Source organism: Phreatobacter stygius (assembly GCF_005144885.1).
GTDB lineage: Bacteria > Pseudomonadota > Alphaproteobacteria > Rhizobiales > Phreatobacteraceae > Phreatobacter > Phreatobacter stygius.
This window is the reverse complement of record NZ_CP039690.1, coordinates 2,399,041-2,415,733: the sequence shown is the minus strand read 5'-3', so window position 1 is coordinate 2,415,733 and position 16,693 is coordinate 2,399,041. Positions and strand designations below refer to the sequence as shown.

Annotated in this window: 15 protein-coding genes; all 15 read left to right on the top strand. The window is 65.9% G+C overall.

What is annotated here, in order from left to right; genetic code table 11:
- Positions 1–100 precede the first annotated feature (100 nt).
- The 15 genes from E8M01_RS11085 (at position 101) to E8M01_RS11015 (ending at position 16,605) form a co-directional block, all read left to right on the top strand.
- Positions 101–1,381: a serine hydrolase domain-containing protein gene (locus E8M01_RS11085; RefSeq protein WP_215908876.1), complete on the top strand. Its 1,281-nt coding sequence runs from the start codon at positions 101–103 to the stop codon at positions 1,379–1,381.
- 96 nt (positions 1,382–1,477) lie between these two features.
- Positions 1,478–2,545 carry an ABC transporter substrate-binding protein gene (locus E8M01_RS11080; protein WP_136960167.1) on the top strand — a complete coding sequence of 356 codons (1,068 nt, stop codon included), beginning with the start codon at positions 1,478–1,480 and terminating at the stop codon, positions 2,543–2,545.
- 10 nt (positions 2,546–2,555) lie between these two features.
- Positions 2,556–3,350 carry an SDR family NAD(P)-dependent oxidoreductase gene (locus E8M01_RS11075; protein WP_136960166.1) on the top strand — a complete coding sequence of 265 codons (795 nt, stop codon included), beginning with the start codon at positions 2,556–2,558 and terminating at the stop codon, positions 3,348–3,350.
- 8 nt (positions 3,351–3,358) lie between these two features.
- Complete coding sequence (locus E8M01_RS11070; protein WP_136960165.1) at positions 3,359–4,783, top strand: dihydroorotase; 1,425 nt, start codon at positions 3,359–3,361, stop codon at positions 4,781–4,783.
- 18 nt (positions 4,784–4,801) lie between these two features.
- Positions 4,802–5,695, top strand: a complete 894-nt coding sequence (locus E8M01_RS11065; protein ID WP_136960164.1) for an ABC transporter ATP-binding protein — start codon at positions 4,802–4,804, stop codon at positions 5,693–5,695.
- A 1-nt stretch (position 5,696) separates the two neighbouring features.
- On the top strand, positions 5,697–6,476 hold the full coding sequence (locus E8M01_RS11060) for an ABC transporter permease (protein ID WP_136960163.1): 780 nt from the start codon (positions 5,697–5,699) through the stop codon (positions 6,474–6,476).
- Between the two features lie 40 nt (positions 6,477–6,516).
- Positions 6,517–7,569, top strand: a complete 1,053-nt coding sequence (locus E8M01_RS11055; protein WP_246088682.1) for an ABC transporter substrate-binding protein — start codon at positions 6,517–6,519, stop codon at positions 7,567–7,569.
- Positions 7,570–7,610: 41 nt separating this feature from the next.
- Entirely contained in the window at positions 7,611–9,053 is a 1,443-nt protein-coding gene (locus E8M01_RS11050) for an amidohydrolase family protein (protein ID WP_136960162.1), read from the top strand.
- A 66-nt stretch (positions 9,054–9,119) separates the two neighbouring features.
- Positions 9,120–10,223: a polyamine ABC transporter substrate-binding protein gene (locus tag E8M01_RS11045; protein ID WP_136960161.1), complete on the top strand. Its 1,104-nt coding sequence runs from the start codon at positions 9,120–9,122 to the stop codon at positions 10,221–10,223.
- 389 nt (positions 10,224–10,612) lie between these two features.
- Positions 10,613–11,758: an ABC transporter ATP-binding protein gene (locus E8M01_RS11040; RefSeq protein ID WP_136960160.1), complete on the top strand. Its 1,146-nt coding sequence runs from the start codon at positions 10,613–10,615 to the stop codon at positions 11,756–11,758.
- 5 nt (positions 11,759–11,763) lie between these two features.
- Positions 11,764–12,666 carry an ABC transporter permease subunit gene (locus E8M01_RS11035; RefSeq protein ID WP_136960159.1) on the top strand — a complete coding sequence of 301 codons (903 nt, stop codon included), beginning with the start codon at positions 11,764–11,766 and terminating at the stop codon, positions 12,664–12,666.
- 13 nt (positions 12,667–12,679) lie between these two features.
- The gene (locus tag E8M01_RS11030) at positions 12,680–13,474 is read left to right on the top strand and encodes an ABC transporter permease (RefSeq protein ID WP_136960158.1); all 795 of its coding nucleotides are present in this window, start codon (positions 12,680–12,682) and stop codon (positions 13,472–13,474) included.
- 92 nt (positions 13,475–13,566) lie between these two features.
- Positions 13,567–14,430 (top strand): acyl-CoA thioesterase II, encoded by an 864-nt coding sequence (gene tesB, locus E8M01_RS11025; protein WP_136960157.1) that lies wholly within the window; start codon positions 13,567–13,569, stop codon positions 14,428–14,430.
- A 300-nt stretch (positions 14,431–14,730) separates the two neighbouring features.
- Positions 14,731–15,069: a P-II family nitrogen regulator gene (locus E8M01_RS11020; RefSeq protein WP_136960156.1), complete on the top strand. Its 339-nt coding sequence runs from the start codon at positions 14,731–14,733 to the stop codon at positions 15,067–15,069.
- Between the two features lie 42 nt (positions 15,070–15,111).
- Positions 15,112–16,605, top strand: a complete 1,494-nt coding sequence (locus tag E8M01_RS11015; protein ID WP_136960155.1) for an ammonium transporter — start codon at positions 15,112–15,114, stop codon at positions 16,603–16,605.
- Positions 16,606–16,693 lie beyond the last annotated feature (88 nt).

The following is a 16,693-nucleotide window of genomic DNA, read 5'->3' as shown; positions in this document are numbered from 1 at the left end:
TGACTGCCGGCCGGATTGTTCCGGCCGGCATGCCGGATCATCCTGACGCCTGGCCGCCCTCGACGGCGGCCGGCTCAAAGATCGATCCAGGGAGGATCCCATGCCTATCCGACCACGGGCCGCGCTGATCGGCGCGGCCATGGCGCTCGGCCTTGCGCTCGGTGCCCCGACAGTGGTGCCGGCCGCTGCCCGCGAGGCGGTGACGCCGGCGCGCTTCACGCCGGCCGGCCTCGAGCGGATCCGTGCGCAATTGCGCGGCGACGTGGCACAGGGCCGCATTCCCGGCGCGGTGCTGCTGATCACCCGCGGCAACGGCACCCTGTTCCAGGAGGCCTTCGGCCAACAGGATGTCGCCGCCGCCAGGCCAATGCGGCGCGATTCGATCTTCCGGATCGCTTCGATGACCAAGCCGCTGGTGTCGGTCGCGGCCATGCAACTGGTCGAGCAGGGCAAGATCCAGCTCAGTGATCCGGTTGCGACCTACCTGCCGGAGCTGCAGGGCCTGAAGGTGGCGGTCGAGCGGCGCGATGCCGGTGGCCAGGCCGCAACCGAACTGGTCGATGCCCGGCCGATCACCATCCAGGACCTGTTCCGCCATACCTCGGGGCTGACCTATCATTTCCTTGGCCAGATGAACCCGGTGCGCCGGGCCTATGCCGACCAGGACATTGCCGGCCTCTACGGACCGACTGCCAGCGAGATGCTCAGCCGGCTGAAGGCGATTCCGCTGATGTACCAGCCGGGCAGCACCTTTGAATATTCGGTTTCCACCGACATTCTCGGCCATGTCGTCGAGCGGGTGACCGGCAAGACCCTTGATGCGGCGCTCGACGAGATGGTGCTGAAACCGCTCGGCATGCGCGACACGGTGTTCCAGGTGGCCGGGCCGCGGCTTGCGCGGCTCGCCAATGCCCGCCCTGGTGACCCTGATATGGAGACGATGAACTGGCTCGACCTGACCAAGCCGCCGAAACGCTTCTCCGGTGGCGCCGGTGCGGCTTCGACCGCCCAGGATTACGGCCGCTTCATGCGCATGCTGCTGAACGAGGGCGAACTCGATGGGGTCCGCCTGCTGTCGCCGCAGACCGTTCGCTACATGATGTCGGATCACCTGGGGCCGGTGCGCGGTCCGATCTATCTGCCCGGCCCCGGCCATGGTTTCGGCCTCGGCTTCGCGGTGCGCGCCGATGACGGCGTCGCCACGACGATCGGCCATAAGGGCGAGGCCTGGTGGGGCGGCATTACCGGCACGCGCTTCTGGGTCGATCCGGCGAACGACCTCGGCGTGGTGCTGATGATCCAGGCACCGAACCAGCGCAACTACTACCAGTCGGTCATGCGCAACCTGGTTTATGGCGCCATGGGTCGTGCCAGCCGCTAGATTTTCTGCCTAATCCTTAGGCAGGTTCTGCTCATGTTATGCAATTGATCAGGTGGCGAGGGGCTCCTAACCTTTCGCCATCTGAGGGGTTGCACCATGGGTTCCACGTTTTCACGCCGCTCGTTCGGTGCGCTGACCGGCGGCGCGCTTGGCGCGGTCGCGGTCGGCAAGGGCCTCGGCGCTCCGGCGCTGGCGCAGGGCCTGACCAAGCTCAGGATGGTGCTGAACTGGCGCTATCAGGGGCCGCAGAGCTGGTTCTTCATCGCCCAGGACAAAGGCTATCTGCGCGAGGCCGGCATCGAGCTCGACATCGACCAGGGCGACGGCTCGGGCGCGGCGGTCGGCCGGGTCGCGTCGGGGGCCTATGACATGGGCTTCGGCGACATCAATGCGCTGATGGTCCTGGCCGGCCGCAAGCCCGCGCCGGATGCCTCGACGCCGATCGGCATCTACATGATGTTCAATCGGCCGCCCTTCACCATTGCGGTCAAGGCCGACGGGCCGATCAAGACACCCAGGGATCTGGAGGGCAGGACGCTCGGCGGCCCGGCCAATGACGGGGCGCTGCAGCTGTTTCCGGCCTTCTGCAAGCTTGCCGGCGTCGACGCCTCGAAGGTCAGCATCACCAATATGGCGCCCAACCTGCGCGAACAGATGCTCCAGCGCGACCAGGTGGCCGGGGTGTTCGGTTTCGTCAACACCATCCGCTTCTCGGCCAAGCTCGTCGGCATCGATCCGGACAAGCAATTCCGGTTCATCAATTACGGCGATCACGGCATGGATCTCTATTCCAACTGCCTGATCGTCTCGCGGAAACTCGCTGCCGATAATCCCGGTGCGGCGCGCGGCGTGGTGCGCGCCTTCAACCGGGGACTTGTCGACACGCTGAGAGATCACGATGCGGCGGTCGAGGCGGTCGCCCGGCGCGAACCCCTGATCAACAAGGCGGTCGAAAAGGAGCGCCTGGTCGCGACGCTGCAGGACGAAATGGCGCATCCGGAGATCGCGACGCTCGGGCTCGGCGCGCCGGATCCGGCGCGGCTCGCCAAAGCGATCGGCATCGTGCGCGAGGCCAACGGGCTGCCACGGGCGCCCGGGCCCGCCGAGATCTTCAACGATGCCTTCCTGCCGCCGATGGCCGAACGCATCACCAAGCTCGCCTGAGAGAAGCATCATGGAACTCGATCTCAAGGGCCGGGTCGTGGTCATCACCGGACCGGCCAAAGGCATGGGCGCGGCGGTGACGCGCGCTTTTGCGGCGGAGGGGGCGCGGCTCTCCCTGCTCGGCCGGGATATCGGTGCGATCACGCCGGTGGCAGACGAGGTGCGGGCGGCCGGCGTCGAGGCCGAGATCTTCGCCTGCGACATTACCAGCGGGGCCGACTGCGAGGCGGCGATCGCCGGCACGAAGGCAGCCTTTGGCGGGCGGATCGACGTGCTGGTCAATGTCGCCGGCGGCTCCGGCCCGATCGGCAAGGCCGGCTGGCAAACCACGGAAGCCGAGTTCGACGAGATCGTCGATCTCAACATGCGCGGCTGTTTCAACACCATGAAGGCGGTGACGCCGGCCATGATCGCGCAGCGCTCGGGCAAGATCGTCAATGTCGGCGGCACTTTCGGCATGCGGGGCAGGGCCGGCCGCATGGCCTATTCGGCGTCCAAATGGGGCCTGCGGGGCATGACCAAGAGCTTCGCCCTGGAGGTCGGTCCCTATGGCATCAATGTCAATTGCGTCGCGCCAGGCATGATCGAAGGCGAACGTTTCCGCACCAAGGTGGTGCCGGAAATGGCCAGGAGGCTCGGCATTTCCGAGGCGGCGGCGGTCGAACGGCACGCCGCCGACTATGCGCTCCGGCGGGTCTCGACCGATATCGACGTCGCCAATGCCTGCCTGTTCCTGGCCTCCGACAGGGCGCGGCAGATCACCGGCGTCGACCTGCCGGTCGATGGCGGCTGGGCCATGCTGTGAGGGCAGAGATGAGGACCGCCGATCTCCTGATCAAGGGTGGCACGCTGGTCAGCGGCGACGCCCGCTTCCGCGCCGACGTGGCGGTCAAGGACGGCCTGATCCTGGCCGTCGGCGCGCCCGGCGCGCTGCCCGAGGCAGCCGAGACGCTGGACGCGTCGGGCCTGTTCGTGCTGCCCGGCGCGATCGATGTGCACGTGCATTTCCGCGAGCCCGGCTACACCCACAAGGAAGACTGGGAAACCGGCACGGCGGCCGCCGCGATGGGCGGCACGACCACCGTGTTCGAGATGCCCAACACCCATCCACCGACCCGTTCGGTCGCCGAGCTTAGGGTCAAACAGGAGGCGGCCCGCAAGGCCTATGTCGATTACGGCATCTACGGCCTGCTGGCGGAAGACAATATCGATTGTTTGCAGGGGCTGATCGACGGCGGCGTCAATGCCTTCAAATGTTTCATGGGCAATACGTTCGGCAATCTGCCGTCGCCCTCGACCGGGGCCATGCTGGAGGGTTTCGAGATCATCGCGCCGTCCGGCCTGCGCATCGCGCTGCATGCCGAAACCGCCTCGATCATGGCCTGGCGCCAGAAGCGCCTGATCGAAGCCGGCCGCAACGACCCGCTCGCCCATGTCGCGGCGCGGCCGGCCGTGGTGGCGGCGGAAGCGGTGGCACGCGCCGCCATCCTGGCGGAATGGACCGGTGCGCGTGTGCATGTTCTGCATATTTCCTCGGCCCTCGAGCTCGGGCCTTTGCGCGACGCCAAGGCGCGCGGCGTCGACATCACGGGCGGCACATGCCCCTGTTATCTCCTGCTCGACACCAGGGACTATGCCCGGCTCGGCTCGGTCATCCGGGTCAATCCGCCGGTGCGCGAGGCCAGCGATTCCACGGCGATCTGGGCTGCCTTGCAGGATGGCACGGTCGACCTGATCGAGACCGACCATGCGCCGCACAGTCCGGAGGAGAAGACGAAAGCGGTGATCTGGGAGGCCGATTGCGGCTTTCCCGGCGTCGAGACGCAAATGCCGCTGATGCTGAACCAGGTCGCCAAGGGGCGCATCAGCCTCGAGGACTATGTCCGCTTCTCGGCCGAACAGCCGGCGAAACGTTTCGGGCTTTGGCCGGTCAAGGGACGGATCGAAGCCGGAGCTCATGCCGATATCGCAGTGGTCGATATGACCAAGACCGAGATCATCGAGGCCGCCCGGCTGCATTCGCGCGGCAAGATCACGCCATTCGAGGGCGACAGCGTCACCGGCGTGCCGGTGCACACGCTGGTGCGCGGCCGCTTCGTCCAGAAGGACCGCCGGCTGGTGGCCGAGGCCAGAGGCCATGGCCGGCAGGTCACCGGCATCCAGCGCATGCCGCCGGCGGTGCTGAACCATGCCGACCAGACCTTGGCATCGGTCTTGCGAAGATCCGACCAACGCTAGCCAGGACTGGATTTATCCATGCGCGCCGCGCTCGCCACGATCGATCCAAGCCCGACTGCCCACAATCCGGGCAGTTTCGGCCAGGTTTCCAATGCCCGGCCGTTCATCGCCTTCGAGAAGGTCTCGGTGACCTTCGGGCGTGGCGCCAAGCGTGTACAGGCCCTGGCCGAAACCTCGCTTGCCGTGGCCGAGGGCGATTTCGTCGCCCTGGTCGGCCCCTCGGGTTGCGGCAAGTCGACGCTTCTGAAGCTGGTCGGCGATCTGATGAAGCCGTCGACCGGTTATGTCTATTTCGGCGGGCGCGAACTCGGCGCGACGCCGATCCGCATCGGCATGGCCTATCAGAACCCGACGCTGCTGCCCTGGCTGAACATTCGCGACAACGTCATGTTGCCGCTGAAGATCGTGCCGCCGTTCCGGGCCGAGTTCCGGTCGAAGCGCAAGGGCGAGTTCCGCGACCGGGTCGAAGCGCTGCTGGCCCAGGTCGGTCTTGCCGGCTTCGGCGACAAATATCCCTGGCAATTGTCCGGCGGCATGATGCAGCGGGCCAATCTTTGCCGCGCGCTGATCCACGAGCCCGACCTCCTGCTGCTCGACGAGCCGTTCGGCGCGCTCGACCAGTTCACCCGCGAGGAGCTCTGGCAGATCATGCAGGAGCTCTGGATGACCAAGAAGACGACGGTCCTGCTGGTCACCCACGATCTGCGCGAGGCAGCCTTCCTCGGCAGCCGGATCTGCGTGATGTCGGCGCGGCCCGGCCGGATCCTCGAGGACAAGACCGTCACATTCGCCCGGCCGCGCTCGATCGAAATGACCTATCAGCCGGACTTCGTGGCGCTGAACCAGCAGCTGCGCGGCCTGATCGTCGGCGCTCGCGGCGGCAGCGGCATCGTCCAGGCGGGGGGACATTGAAATGGAGCGCGCGCTCGAACTGATCCGCGAAAGGGCGGCCTCGACCAGCCTGATCATCGGCGTCTTCGTGTTCTGGGAACTCGCCTGCCTGATGCTCGGTATCTCCGACATCGTGCTGCCGCGGCCGAGCCAGATCATCCAGGCGCTGATTCAATATTGGCCGGCGATCTGGCCGCATACCTACCAGACGCTCTACACGACGCTGGTCGGCTTCGGCATCGGCGTGGTCATCGGCATGGCCTTCGGGCTTTTGATCGGCTCGTCGAAACTGGCCTATGACACGGCCTATCCGCTGCTGGTCGGTTTTTCCTCGATCCCCAAGGTCGCTGTCGTGCCGATCTTCGTCCTGTGGTTCGGCGCCGGCACTGTGCCGGCCATCCTGACCGCCGCGATCATTTGCATCTTCCCGATCGTGGTGAATGTCGCGACCGGCATCGCCACCGTCGAGCCTGAGCTGGAAGACGTCATGAAGACGCTGAAGGCGTCGAAATTCGACATCCTGTGGAATGTCGCGCTGCCGCGCTCCATGCCCTATTTCTTCGCCTCGCTGAAGGTTGCGATCACGCTCGCCTTTGTCGGTTCGGTGGTGGCCGAGACGGTCGCCTCGAACCGCGGCATCGGCAACATGATGATGATCGCCTCGTCGACCTTCAACGTGCCGCTGGTCTTTGCCGGGCTGTTCGTGCTCGGCGCGCTCGGCGTCGGGCTCTACGTCATCTTCTCGATCTTCGAATACCGGGTGACCGGCTGGGCCCACCGCAAGGATCTGGCCGTCAGCTGAGCGCCGGCTCGCAGCTTCTCCGAGAACCTGAGGACACGCCATGACCGCATCCCGCCGCATGTTCCTCGCCGGCAGCGCTGCCGTCCTGGCCAGCCCGGCTTTGGCCAGCCCGGCTTTGGCCAGCCCGGCCCTGGCTCAGGGGCGGGTGCCGATCAAGTTCACCCTCGACTGGCGCTTCCAGGGTGTCCATGCCTGGTATTATCTGGCCGCCGAGAAGGGCTATTTTCGTGACGCCGGGCTCGATGTGACGATCGACCAGGGCGAGGGATCGGCGGCCACCGTCACGCGCATCATGGGCGGCGCCTATGACGCCGGTTTCGGCGATATCAACGCCATCATCCAGAACGCCGCCGCCCGACCGGGCGACCAGCCGGTGATGGTCTACATGATCTACAACAAGGCGCCCTTCGGCATCCTGGTCAAGGCGTCGAGCGGCATCACCACGGTCAAGGACCTGGAGGGCAAGAAGCTCGGCGGTCCCGCCGGCTCGGCCACCACGCGCATGTGGCCGGCCTTCGCCAAGCTCAACGGCATCGACCCGGCCAAGAGCGACATCATCAACATGGCGCCCAATCTGCAGGAGCAGATGCTGATCCAGGATCAGGTTCAGGCCTCGCTGATCTTCACGCTGACCAGCTATATGAATCTGGTCGGCATGCGTCAGGATCCGGACCGGGATTTTCGCTGGTTCATCTTCGGCGACTACGGCATTTCCTCCTATTCCAACGGCATCATGGTGTCGCAAAAACTGCTGCGCGACCGGCCCGAAGCGGTCCGCGGGCTGGTCGCGGCGATCAACCGGGCGATCAAGGAGGTGCTGGCCGATCCGGTTGCCGGCATGGCGCCGATGACCAAGGTCGAGCCCTTGTTCAATGCCGCCCTCGAAGCGCGTCGCGTCGACTATGCCGCCAGGACCGCTATGATCACGCCAGAGGTTCGCGCGTCAGGTCTCGGCGACGTGGCCGATGCCCGGATGGCGCGGGCGATCGACCAGATCGTCGAAGCTTTCGCCTTGCCGCGGGCGCCGGCCCCGGGCGAAGTGTTCAACCGCGCGTTCCTGCCGGCGGTGGCCGCGCGGAGCATCGCGGTCTGACAAGGGGCCTTGGCCCCAGCCGGCCTGGATGGAGTCCTCGCATGTCCCGTATCATCACCTGCGCCGCGATCCTCGACAGCTCAGGGGCGGCGCAAGGTCCTTCGCGCATCACGCTCGACGGCAGTGATATCGCAAGCGTCGAGGCTCTGCCGCCGGGTGCGCCGCATGACGATCTCCTGGTCATGCCGGCGCTCGCCAACGCCCATGACCACGGCCGGCCGATCCGCACCTCATCGATCGGCGGTTTCGCCAAGCCGCTCGAGATCTGGCTGCACCGGCTGAGACTGTTCGCGCCGGTCGACCCCTATCTCGCATCGATCGCGCCGTTCGGCCGCGCGGCGCTGGGCGGGCAGGGCGCGGCGATGGTCCATTATACCGGCGTCCAGGGGCTGACCGACTATGTGACGGAAGCCAGGGCCGTGGCGCGGGCGGCCAGCGATGTCGGCCTTCGCATCGGCTTCGCCATCGCCATGCGCAACACCAATCCGCTGGTCTATGGCGATTCGGGACCGATCCTGGACGCCCTGTCGGACGAGGCCCGCGCCGACATTGCCGCGCGCTTCTTGAGCCCTCCGATCGGCGTCGAGGAGCAGATGGCGCGGGTCGAGGCGGTGGCCGAGGCGATCGGCTCCGACATGGTCGACGTCCAATACGGCCCGAACGGCGTGCAATGGGCGACGCCCGCGCTGCTGGAAGCCATTGCCGAAGGGTCAGCCTCGACCGGGCGGCGGGTTCATATGCATCTGCTCGAGACGCGCTATCAGCGCGCCTATGCCGACCAGCATTTCCCACGAGGCATTGCCCGCCACCTTCGGGATATCGGCCTGTTGTCGCCGCGCCTGACACTGGCCCATTGCACCTGGGCCAATCCGGCCGATCTTGCGATCATCGCCGAAAGCGGCGCCACCATTTCGGTCAATACCTCGTCCAACCTGGCGCTGCGGTCCGGCCTCGCGCCGGTCGCGGCCATGCTCGCGGCCGGCTGCAAGGTCGGTCTCGGCGTTGACGGCCAGGCTTTCGACGAGGATGACGACCTGATCCGCGAGATGCGCCTGGTCTGGTCGCTGCACGGCGGCTGGGGTTTCGACCGCCAGGTGACGCCGGCCGACGTGCTCCAGGCGGTCTTCGCCAATGGCCACGCGACTTTGCGCTCGCCGGTCACCGGCCGCATCGCGGCCGGTGCGCCGGCCGATCTCCTGATCCTCGACCGCAAGGCGCTCGACGAAGACGCCCTGATGCCGGTGGCGCCCACCGAGCTGTTGTTCGCCCGCGGTTCGGCCCGGCATCTCGCCGAATCGATCGTGGCCGGCCGGAGCATCGTCAGGGATGGCCGTGTCATCGGTATCGACCTCGATGCGGCCCAGGCCGAATTGCGTGAAAGGCTGCGGGCCGGCATGCCCGGGCGCGAAACGTTCCGCTGCGCGCTGCCCGAACTGGAAACGGCCGTCTGCCGCCATTTCACCGATCGATTGGGCTGTTGCTAAGCGCGCGGCTTTGCCTAGATTGCCGCATTCGCCGGCGTCCGGTGGCTTGGTTCAAAGGATGGAATGATGAGAACGCGTATCCTGCTGAAAGGCCTTGTGGCCGCGTTCGCGACACTCGGCCTGGCGGCGATCGCCGAGGCGCAGGGCACGCGGGAACTGCGCATCTTCAACTGGTCGAACTATATCGACGAACAGGTGCTGCGCGACTTCGAACGTGAGTTCAACGCCAAGGTCATCTACGACACCTATGATTCAAACGAGGTGCTGGAGACGCGGCTCCTGGCCGGCCGCACCGGCTACGACATCGTGGTGCCATCGGGGCCGTTCCTGTCGCGCCAGATCGCCGCCAATGTGCATCGGCGCCTGGAGCCGGCGAAGATCCCGAACCTCGCCAATCTCTGGCCGGACGTGCAGCGCCGGGTCGCCCAATTCGATCCCGGCAATGCCTATTCGGTGAACTATCTCTGGGGCACCACCGGCATCGGTTACAATGTCGCCAAGATCCGCGAACGGATGGCCGACGCGCCGCTCGATTCCTGGAAGCTCGCCTTCGATTTCGAAACGCTCAAGCGGTTCAAGGATTGCGGCATCCATTTCCTCGATACCGCCGAGGATCTCCTGCCCTCGGTGATGCGCTATCTCGGCCGCGACCCGAATTCCAAACGGGCGGAAGACTGGGAGGCGGCCGCCGCGCATATCCAGCTGTTGCGCACGCTGGTGACCAAGTTCCATTCGTCGGAATATATTTCGGCGCTGGCCAATGGCGATATCTGCCTGGTGGTCGGCTATTCTGGCGACGTCTTTCAGGCCCAGAAGCGGGCAAAGGAAGCCGGCAACGGGATCGACATCCAATATGTCATTCCGCGCGAAGGCGCGCAGATGTGGTTCGACCAGATGGCGATCCCCGCCGATGCGCCGAACCCGGACCTCGCCCAGGCCTTCATCAACTATCTGCTGCGGCCGGAGGTCGGCGCCCGGGTTGCGAGCTTCGTCTCTTATGCCAGCGGTAATCTCGCCGCGCGGCCACTGGTCCTGCCGGCCGTGCGCGACAATCCGTCGATCTATCCGCCGGACGCGGTCATGGCGCGGCTGTTCAACGTGACCAGCCCGGACGCGCGTCTGCAGCGGGTGATCACCCGGGCCTGGACACGGGCCAAGACCGGACGCTGAGGCGATGGGTTTCCCCAAGTACTGCTGCACAAAGTACCGCTGCACAGTGATCATGACGGGTTGATTTGGGTGCAACCAAGCCGTGGATGCCCGGGACAAGCCCGGGCAAGACGAAGTGGCGCGAGCCTACGGACGTGGTGCCAAGCCGCCATCGCCGCACGCTTTCCGTCTTGGCCGGGCTTGTCCCGGCCATCCACGACTTCGGCCCAGGTCAATTGGATGTTCACCATCGAAAGGCCGGCGAAAAACGGCGCCGCCCTATCCCGTCAAAGATCACATAATCACTGCGCAGCGGCGCCAGCGCATTTTCTTCATGCGAACCGGTTCCCACTTCGGCCAGAAATGCTCTATGCGTTCCTGCCGTGAACGAGATCGCGCGGACTGCCAAATTGACGACATCGCTCGGAGCCGTGCGCTCCACCTTCGCGCCATGGGACGATCCGAGGCTGGAGCCGCTGGTCGTCTATGACGGGGTGACCAAGCGCTACGGCGCCGAGCCGGCGGTCGAAGACCTGACGCTAAAGATCTATGAGCGCGAATTCTTCGCGCTGCTCGGGCCGTCGGGCTGCGGCAAGAGCACGCTGATGCGGTTGCTCGCCGGCTTCGAAACGCCGAGCGCCGGCCGCGTGCTGCTCGGCGGCCAGGACCTCGCCGGCGTGCCGGCGCATCGGCGGCCGGTCAACATGATGTTCCAGTCCTATGCGCTGTTTCCACATATGAGCGTGGAGAAGAACATCGCCTTCGGCCTGGCCATGGAGCAACTGCCGAAGGACGAGATCCACGAACGGGTCGCGGCCATGCTGAAACTGGTCAAGCTCGAAGCCTATGCCGGCCGCAAACCGCATCAATTGTCCGGCGGCCAGCGCCAGCGCGTGGCGCTCGCCCGCGCGCTGGTCAAGCGGCCGAAGGTCCTGCTGCTCGACGAACCGCTCGGCGCGCTCGACCGCAAGCTGCGCGAGGAGACCCAGTTCGAGCTGATCGCCCTGCAGGAGCGGCTCGGCATCACTTTTGTCATCGTCACCCATGACCAGGACGAAGCGATGACCATGGCGACCCGCATCGCGGTGATGGACAAGGGCCATGTGGTACAGGTGGCGCCGCCGCCGGTGATCTACGAGGCACCGGCGAGCCGTTATGTCGCCGGCTTCATTGGCGACATCAACCTGATCGAGGGCAAGGTCGCGGCGGTCGAGGGCGGGCGTGCGACGATCGAGACGGCGATTGCCGGACGGGTCAGCGTCGAGGCGGCCGAGGCCGTGTCGGCCGGCCAGGCGGTGGCGGTTGCCTGGCGGCCGGAGAAGACCCGCATCCTCAGGAGCGGCGAGCCGGCTCCCGACGGCTGGACGGTGATCGACGGCGTCGTCAACGATATCGGCTATCTCGGCGACTGGACCACCTATGTGATCGGGGCCGGCGGCCTGCGCTTGCGCGCCGCGGTCGCCAATGCCGCGCGCCTGGTCGAGCGGCCGATCACCTGGGGCGAGCCGGTGCGCCTGGCGGTCGCGGCCGACGCGCTCGTCCTGTTGACCCGGTAGCGGCCATGAGCGATCGCGCCACCCGCCGCGTCACCATCCTGGTGCCCTATCTCTGGCTGGCGCTGTTCTTCCTGGTGCCCTTCGCCATCGTCGCGAAAATGTCGCTGTCGCAGGTGGCGACCGCGGTACCGCCTTATGAGCCGGTCTTCCAGGCTGGCGACGGCCTGGCCGGCTGGCTCGACAAGGCAGGCCAGCTGTCATTGGCCAATTATGGCGTGATCGTCGGCGACAGTCTCTATATCGACGCCTTCGTCTCATCGCTCCGGATCGCCGTGATCGGCACCTTGATCCTGCTGATCATCGGTTACCCCATGGCCCATGCCATGGCCCGCGCTCCGGAACGGTTCAGGCCGCTCCTGGTCATGGCGGTGATCCTGCCGTTCTGGACCAGCTTCCTGATCCGGGTCTATGCCTGGATCGGCATCCTCAAACCCGAAGGGCTGTTGAACGAACTGCTGCTCGGCCTCGGCCTGATCGGCACGCGCCTGCAGATCGCCAATACCGAGACGGCGATCCTGATCGGGGTGGTCTATTCCTACCTGCCCTTCATGGTGCTGCCGCTCTATGCGGCGCTGGAGCGGATCGACCGGAGCCTCTTGGAAGCGGCCAATGATCTGGGCTGCCCGCCCTGGCTGGCGTTCTGGCGCATCACCGTGCCGCTGACCTTGCCGGGCATCATTGCCGGCTGCTTCCTGTGTTTCATCCCGATCACCGGAGAAGTGGTGATCCCGGATCTGCTCGGCGGCTCGGAAACCCTGATGATCGGCAAGACGTTGTGGACCGAGTTCTTCGCCAATCGCGACTGGCCGGTGGCGTCAGCCGTCGCCATCCTGCTGCTCGTCGTGCTGGTCGGGCCGATCATGGTCTATCAGCACCTGCAGGCGCGCCAGCTGGAAGCTGCCCGATGAAGAGGGACTGGCGATGAACCGGCGCTCCCGCCTGATCGACGCCACCGCGCTGACGCTCGGCTTCGGCTTCCTCTACCTGCCGATCGTCATCCTGATCGTGTTCTCGTTCAATGCCAGCCAGCTGGTCACCGTCTGGGGCGGCTTTTCGACGCGCTGGTACAGCGCGATCCTGGACAACCGCCAGCTCCTCGATTCGGCCTGGATGACCGCCAAGGTCGCGTTCGTCTCGGCGGTCATCGCCACCGTCATCGGCACCTTCGCGGCGCTCGCGCTGACCCGCTACCTGCGCTTTCGCGGGCGCTTCCTGTTCACCGGCATGGTCTATGCGCCGCTGGTCATGCCCGAGGTGATCACCGGACTGTCGCTGCTTCTCCTGTTCGTCTCGCTCGGCATCGATCGCGGCTTCTGGACGGTGACGGTGGCGCACGCGACCTTCACGCTCGGCTTCGTGGCGGTGGTGGTGCAGTCGCGGCTGGTCAGTTTCGATGCGTCGCTGGAAGAGGCGGCGGCCGATCTCGGCGCTTCGCCGGCCCAGGTGTTCTTCCGGGTCACCCTGCCGATCATCGCCCCGGCGGTCATCGCAGGCTTCCTGCTCGCCTTCACGCTCTCGCTCGACGATCTGGTGATCGCGAGCTTCACCACCGGCCCCGGGGCAACCACCTTGCCAATGCGCATCTACAGCCAGGTCCGGCTCGGCGTGACGCCGGAAATCAACGCGATCTGCACGCTGATGATCGCGGCGGTGACGATTGCGGTGATCGCCGCCTCGCTCGCCACCAAACGGGATGCGCTCGCCAAGCGGCAGTAGTTGGAAGGGATCGTGGCCGGGAGGGGTTGACCTCGATCCGTCCAAGATGGTCTCTGCGATCAGTCTAAGCCCTCGCCGGAGCCTTCCCGCTCATGTCCGCAGCCGTCGACCGCCTCTTGAAGATCCTCGATCTCGAGCGGCTCGAGGTGAACCTGTTCCGCGGCCAGAGCCCGAAAGAGGGCTGGCAGCGGGTGTTCGGCGGCCAGGTGATCGGCCAGGCGCTGGTCGCTGCCTGCCGCACCGTCGAGGCCCGCGCACCGCATTCGCTGCATGCCTATTTCGTGCTGCCCGGCGATCCCAAGGCGCCGATCATCTATGAGGTCGAGCGCATTCGTGACGGCAAGAGCTTTTCGACCCGGCGGGTGCTGGCGATCCAGCACGGCGCCGCGATCTTTTCGCTGTCCGCCTCGTTTCAGGTCGAAGAGGGTGGTTTCGAGCATCAGTTCGGCATGCCCGACGTGCCGCCGCCGGAGAGCCTGCCGGCGGAGGCCGAGATCGGCCGCAATCTCGACCCCGCGGCGCCGCCGGCGGTGAAGGCCTATTTCGCCCGTGAGCGGCCGATCGAATTGCGTCCGGTCGAACTTGAGCGTTATCGCGGCGTGCGTCAGCCCGAGGGCAAATTCCACGCCTGGATCCGGGCGACCGGCACCTTGCCTGACGATCCGATCGTCCATCGCTGCGTGCTGGCCTATGCCTCCGACATGACGCTTTTGGATGCAGCGCTGATCCCGCATGGGCGGACCCTGTTCGATGCGACGATCCAGGGCGCCAGCCTCGACCACGCCATGTGGTTCCACCGACCGTTCCGCGCCGACCAATGGCTGCTCTATGCGCAGGATTCGCCGTCGTCCCAGGGCGCGCGCGGCTTTTCGCGTGGCTCGATCTTCACCCGCGACGGGTTGCTGGTGGCGTCAGTCGCCCAGGAAGGGTTGATCCGGCCGCTTCGCGGCACGTGACCGGTTTCCGATTCTGCACATTTCCTGGGCAATCCGCCATGGCAAAGCTGCGGCGGCTTTATGGCACGCTTTGTATTGCCTATTGTTTGGGCAAAAATCAGAGAAAGCTCTCGGAGAGACTTCCGGAGCCCTATCTATCTATTTGAAATAACTTCATTTTTCAGAGCCGTGTGCGACTGGCACGCGACTTGATTCCCTGTCCCTGGTTCGGATCGCAGCCCCCGCTCGGGTTGGGCCGAAGAGCCGCCAGCAACGCTTCAACCCGGTGCCTTCCGGCGAAGCCAATTCGGGGATGTCGATATGAAAATCGTGATGGCTATCATCAAGCCATTCAAACTGGAGGAGGTCCGCGATGCCTTGACCGGCATCGGGGTCCACGGCCTCACCGTGACGGAAGTGAAGGGCTATGGCCGCCAGAAGGGCCATACCGAGATCTATCGCGGCGCCGAATATGCCGTCAGCTTCCTGCCGAAGCTGAAGATCGAGGTGGCTGTCCCGGCCGGCGACGTCGACAAGGTCGTCGCGGCCATCGCAGGCGCCGCCAAGACCGGCCAGATCGGCGACGGCAAGATCTTCGTGACCTCGATCGAGCATGCCGTGCGCATCCGCACCGGCGAGACCGACGTCGACGCGCTCTGACGCGGCCCCCAAACGCCCAATATCCTTCCGGAGTACTCCCACATGACCAAGTCCATATGTTCCCGGTGGGGCTTCACGGCGCTTGCGCTGTTGGCCGCCGCGGCAGTCTTCGTCGAACCGGCGCTGGCCCAGGCGCCGGCGCCGACGCCGCCGAAGCCCAATCCGGGTGACACCGCCTGGATGCTGGTTTCCTCGGTGCTGGTGCTGTTGATGACGGTTCCGGGCCTGGCGCTGTTTTATGGCGGCCTCGTGCGCACCAAGAACATGCTGTCGGTGCTCACCCAGATCTTCGTGATCGTTGCTCTCGTGGCGATCATCTGGGTGGTCTATGGCTACTCGCTCACCTTCACCAGCGGCGGCGGGCTCAATGCCTATATCGGCGGCTTCTCCAAGGCCTTCCTGATCGGGGTCGATGCCAATTCGACCGCCGCGACCTTCTCGAACGGCGTGGTGATCCCCGAACTCGCCTATATCTGCTTCCAGATGACCTTCGCCTGCATCACGCCGGCGCTGATCATCGGCGCCATCGCCGAGCGGGCGAAGTTCTCCGCGGTCATCCTGTTCGTGGTCCTGTGGGTGACCTTCATTTACTTCCCGATCGCCCATATGGTCTGGTACTGGGCCGGTCCCGACGCTATTGCCGACGCGGTCAAGGCGGTCGCAGCAGCCGGTGCCGACGCAGCCGCCAAGGCGGCGGCCGAAGCCAAGCTCGCCGCGGTCAAGGCCGATGCCGGCCTGATCTATCAGTGGGGTGCTCTCGACTTCGCCGGCGGTACGGTGGTCCATATCAATGCCGGCATTGCCGGCCTGGTCGGCTGCCTCGTCATCGGCAAGCGCATCGGTTACGGCAAGGAACTGATGCCGCCCCATTCGCTGGTCATGACCCTGATCGGCGCCGCCCTGCTCTGGGTCGGCTGGTTCGGCTTCAATGCCGGCTCCAACCTCGAAGCCAATGGCACGGCGGCGCTCGCCATGATGAACACCTTGGTGGCGACGGCCGCCGCGGCGCTGTCCTGGCTGTTCGTCGAATGGGCGGCCAAGGGCAAGCCCTCGCTGCTCGGCGCGGTCTCCGGTGCCGTTGCCGGTCTGGTCGCGGTGACACCCGCTTCGGGTTTCGCCGGGCCGATGGGCTCGATCGTCCTCGGCCTGGTCGCCGGCGGCGTCTGCTTCGTCTTCTGCTCGACGGTGAAGAACGCCTTCGGCTACGACGACTCGCTCGACGTCTTCGGCATCCATTGCGTCGGCGGCATCATCGGCGCCCTGGCGACCGGCATTCTGGTCAATACCTCGCTCGGCGGCGTCGGCATCCCCGACTACGAAACCAAGCCGGGCGAACTGGCGGTCGCGGCCTATGAATTCGGCCCGGCCTTCATGGCCCAGGTCAAGGCGGTGCTTCTGACCCTGGTCTGGTCCGGCGTCGGCTCGCTGGTGCTGTTCAAGATCGTCGACGTGATCGTCGGCCTGAGGGTTTCCGCCGACCGCGAGCGCGAGGGTCTCGATCTCGCCGAGCATGGCGAGCGGGCTTACAATCCCTGAGCCTGACCGCCTGCTTTCGAGACTCGACACGACCCCCGGCGCAGCGCGCCGGGGGTTTTCTTTATGCCGGCAGCAGGGCGCGCGACCC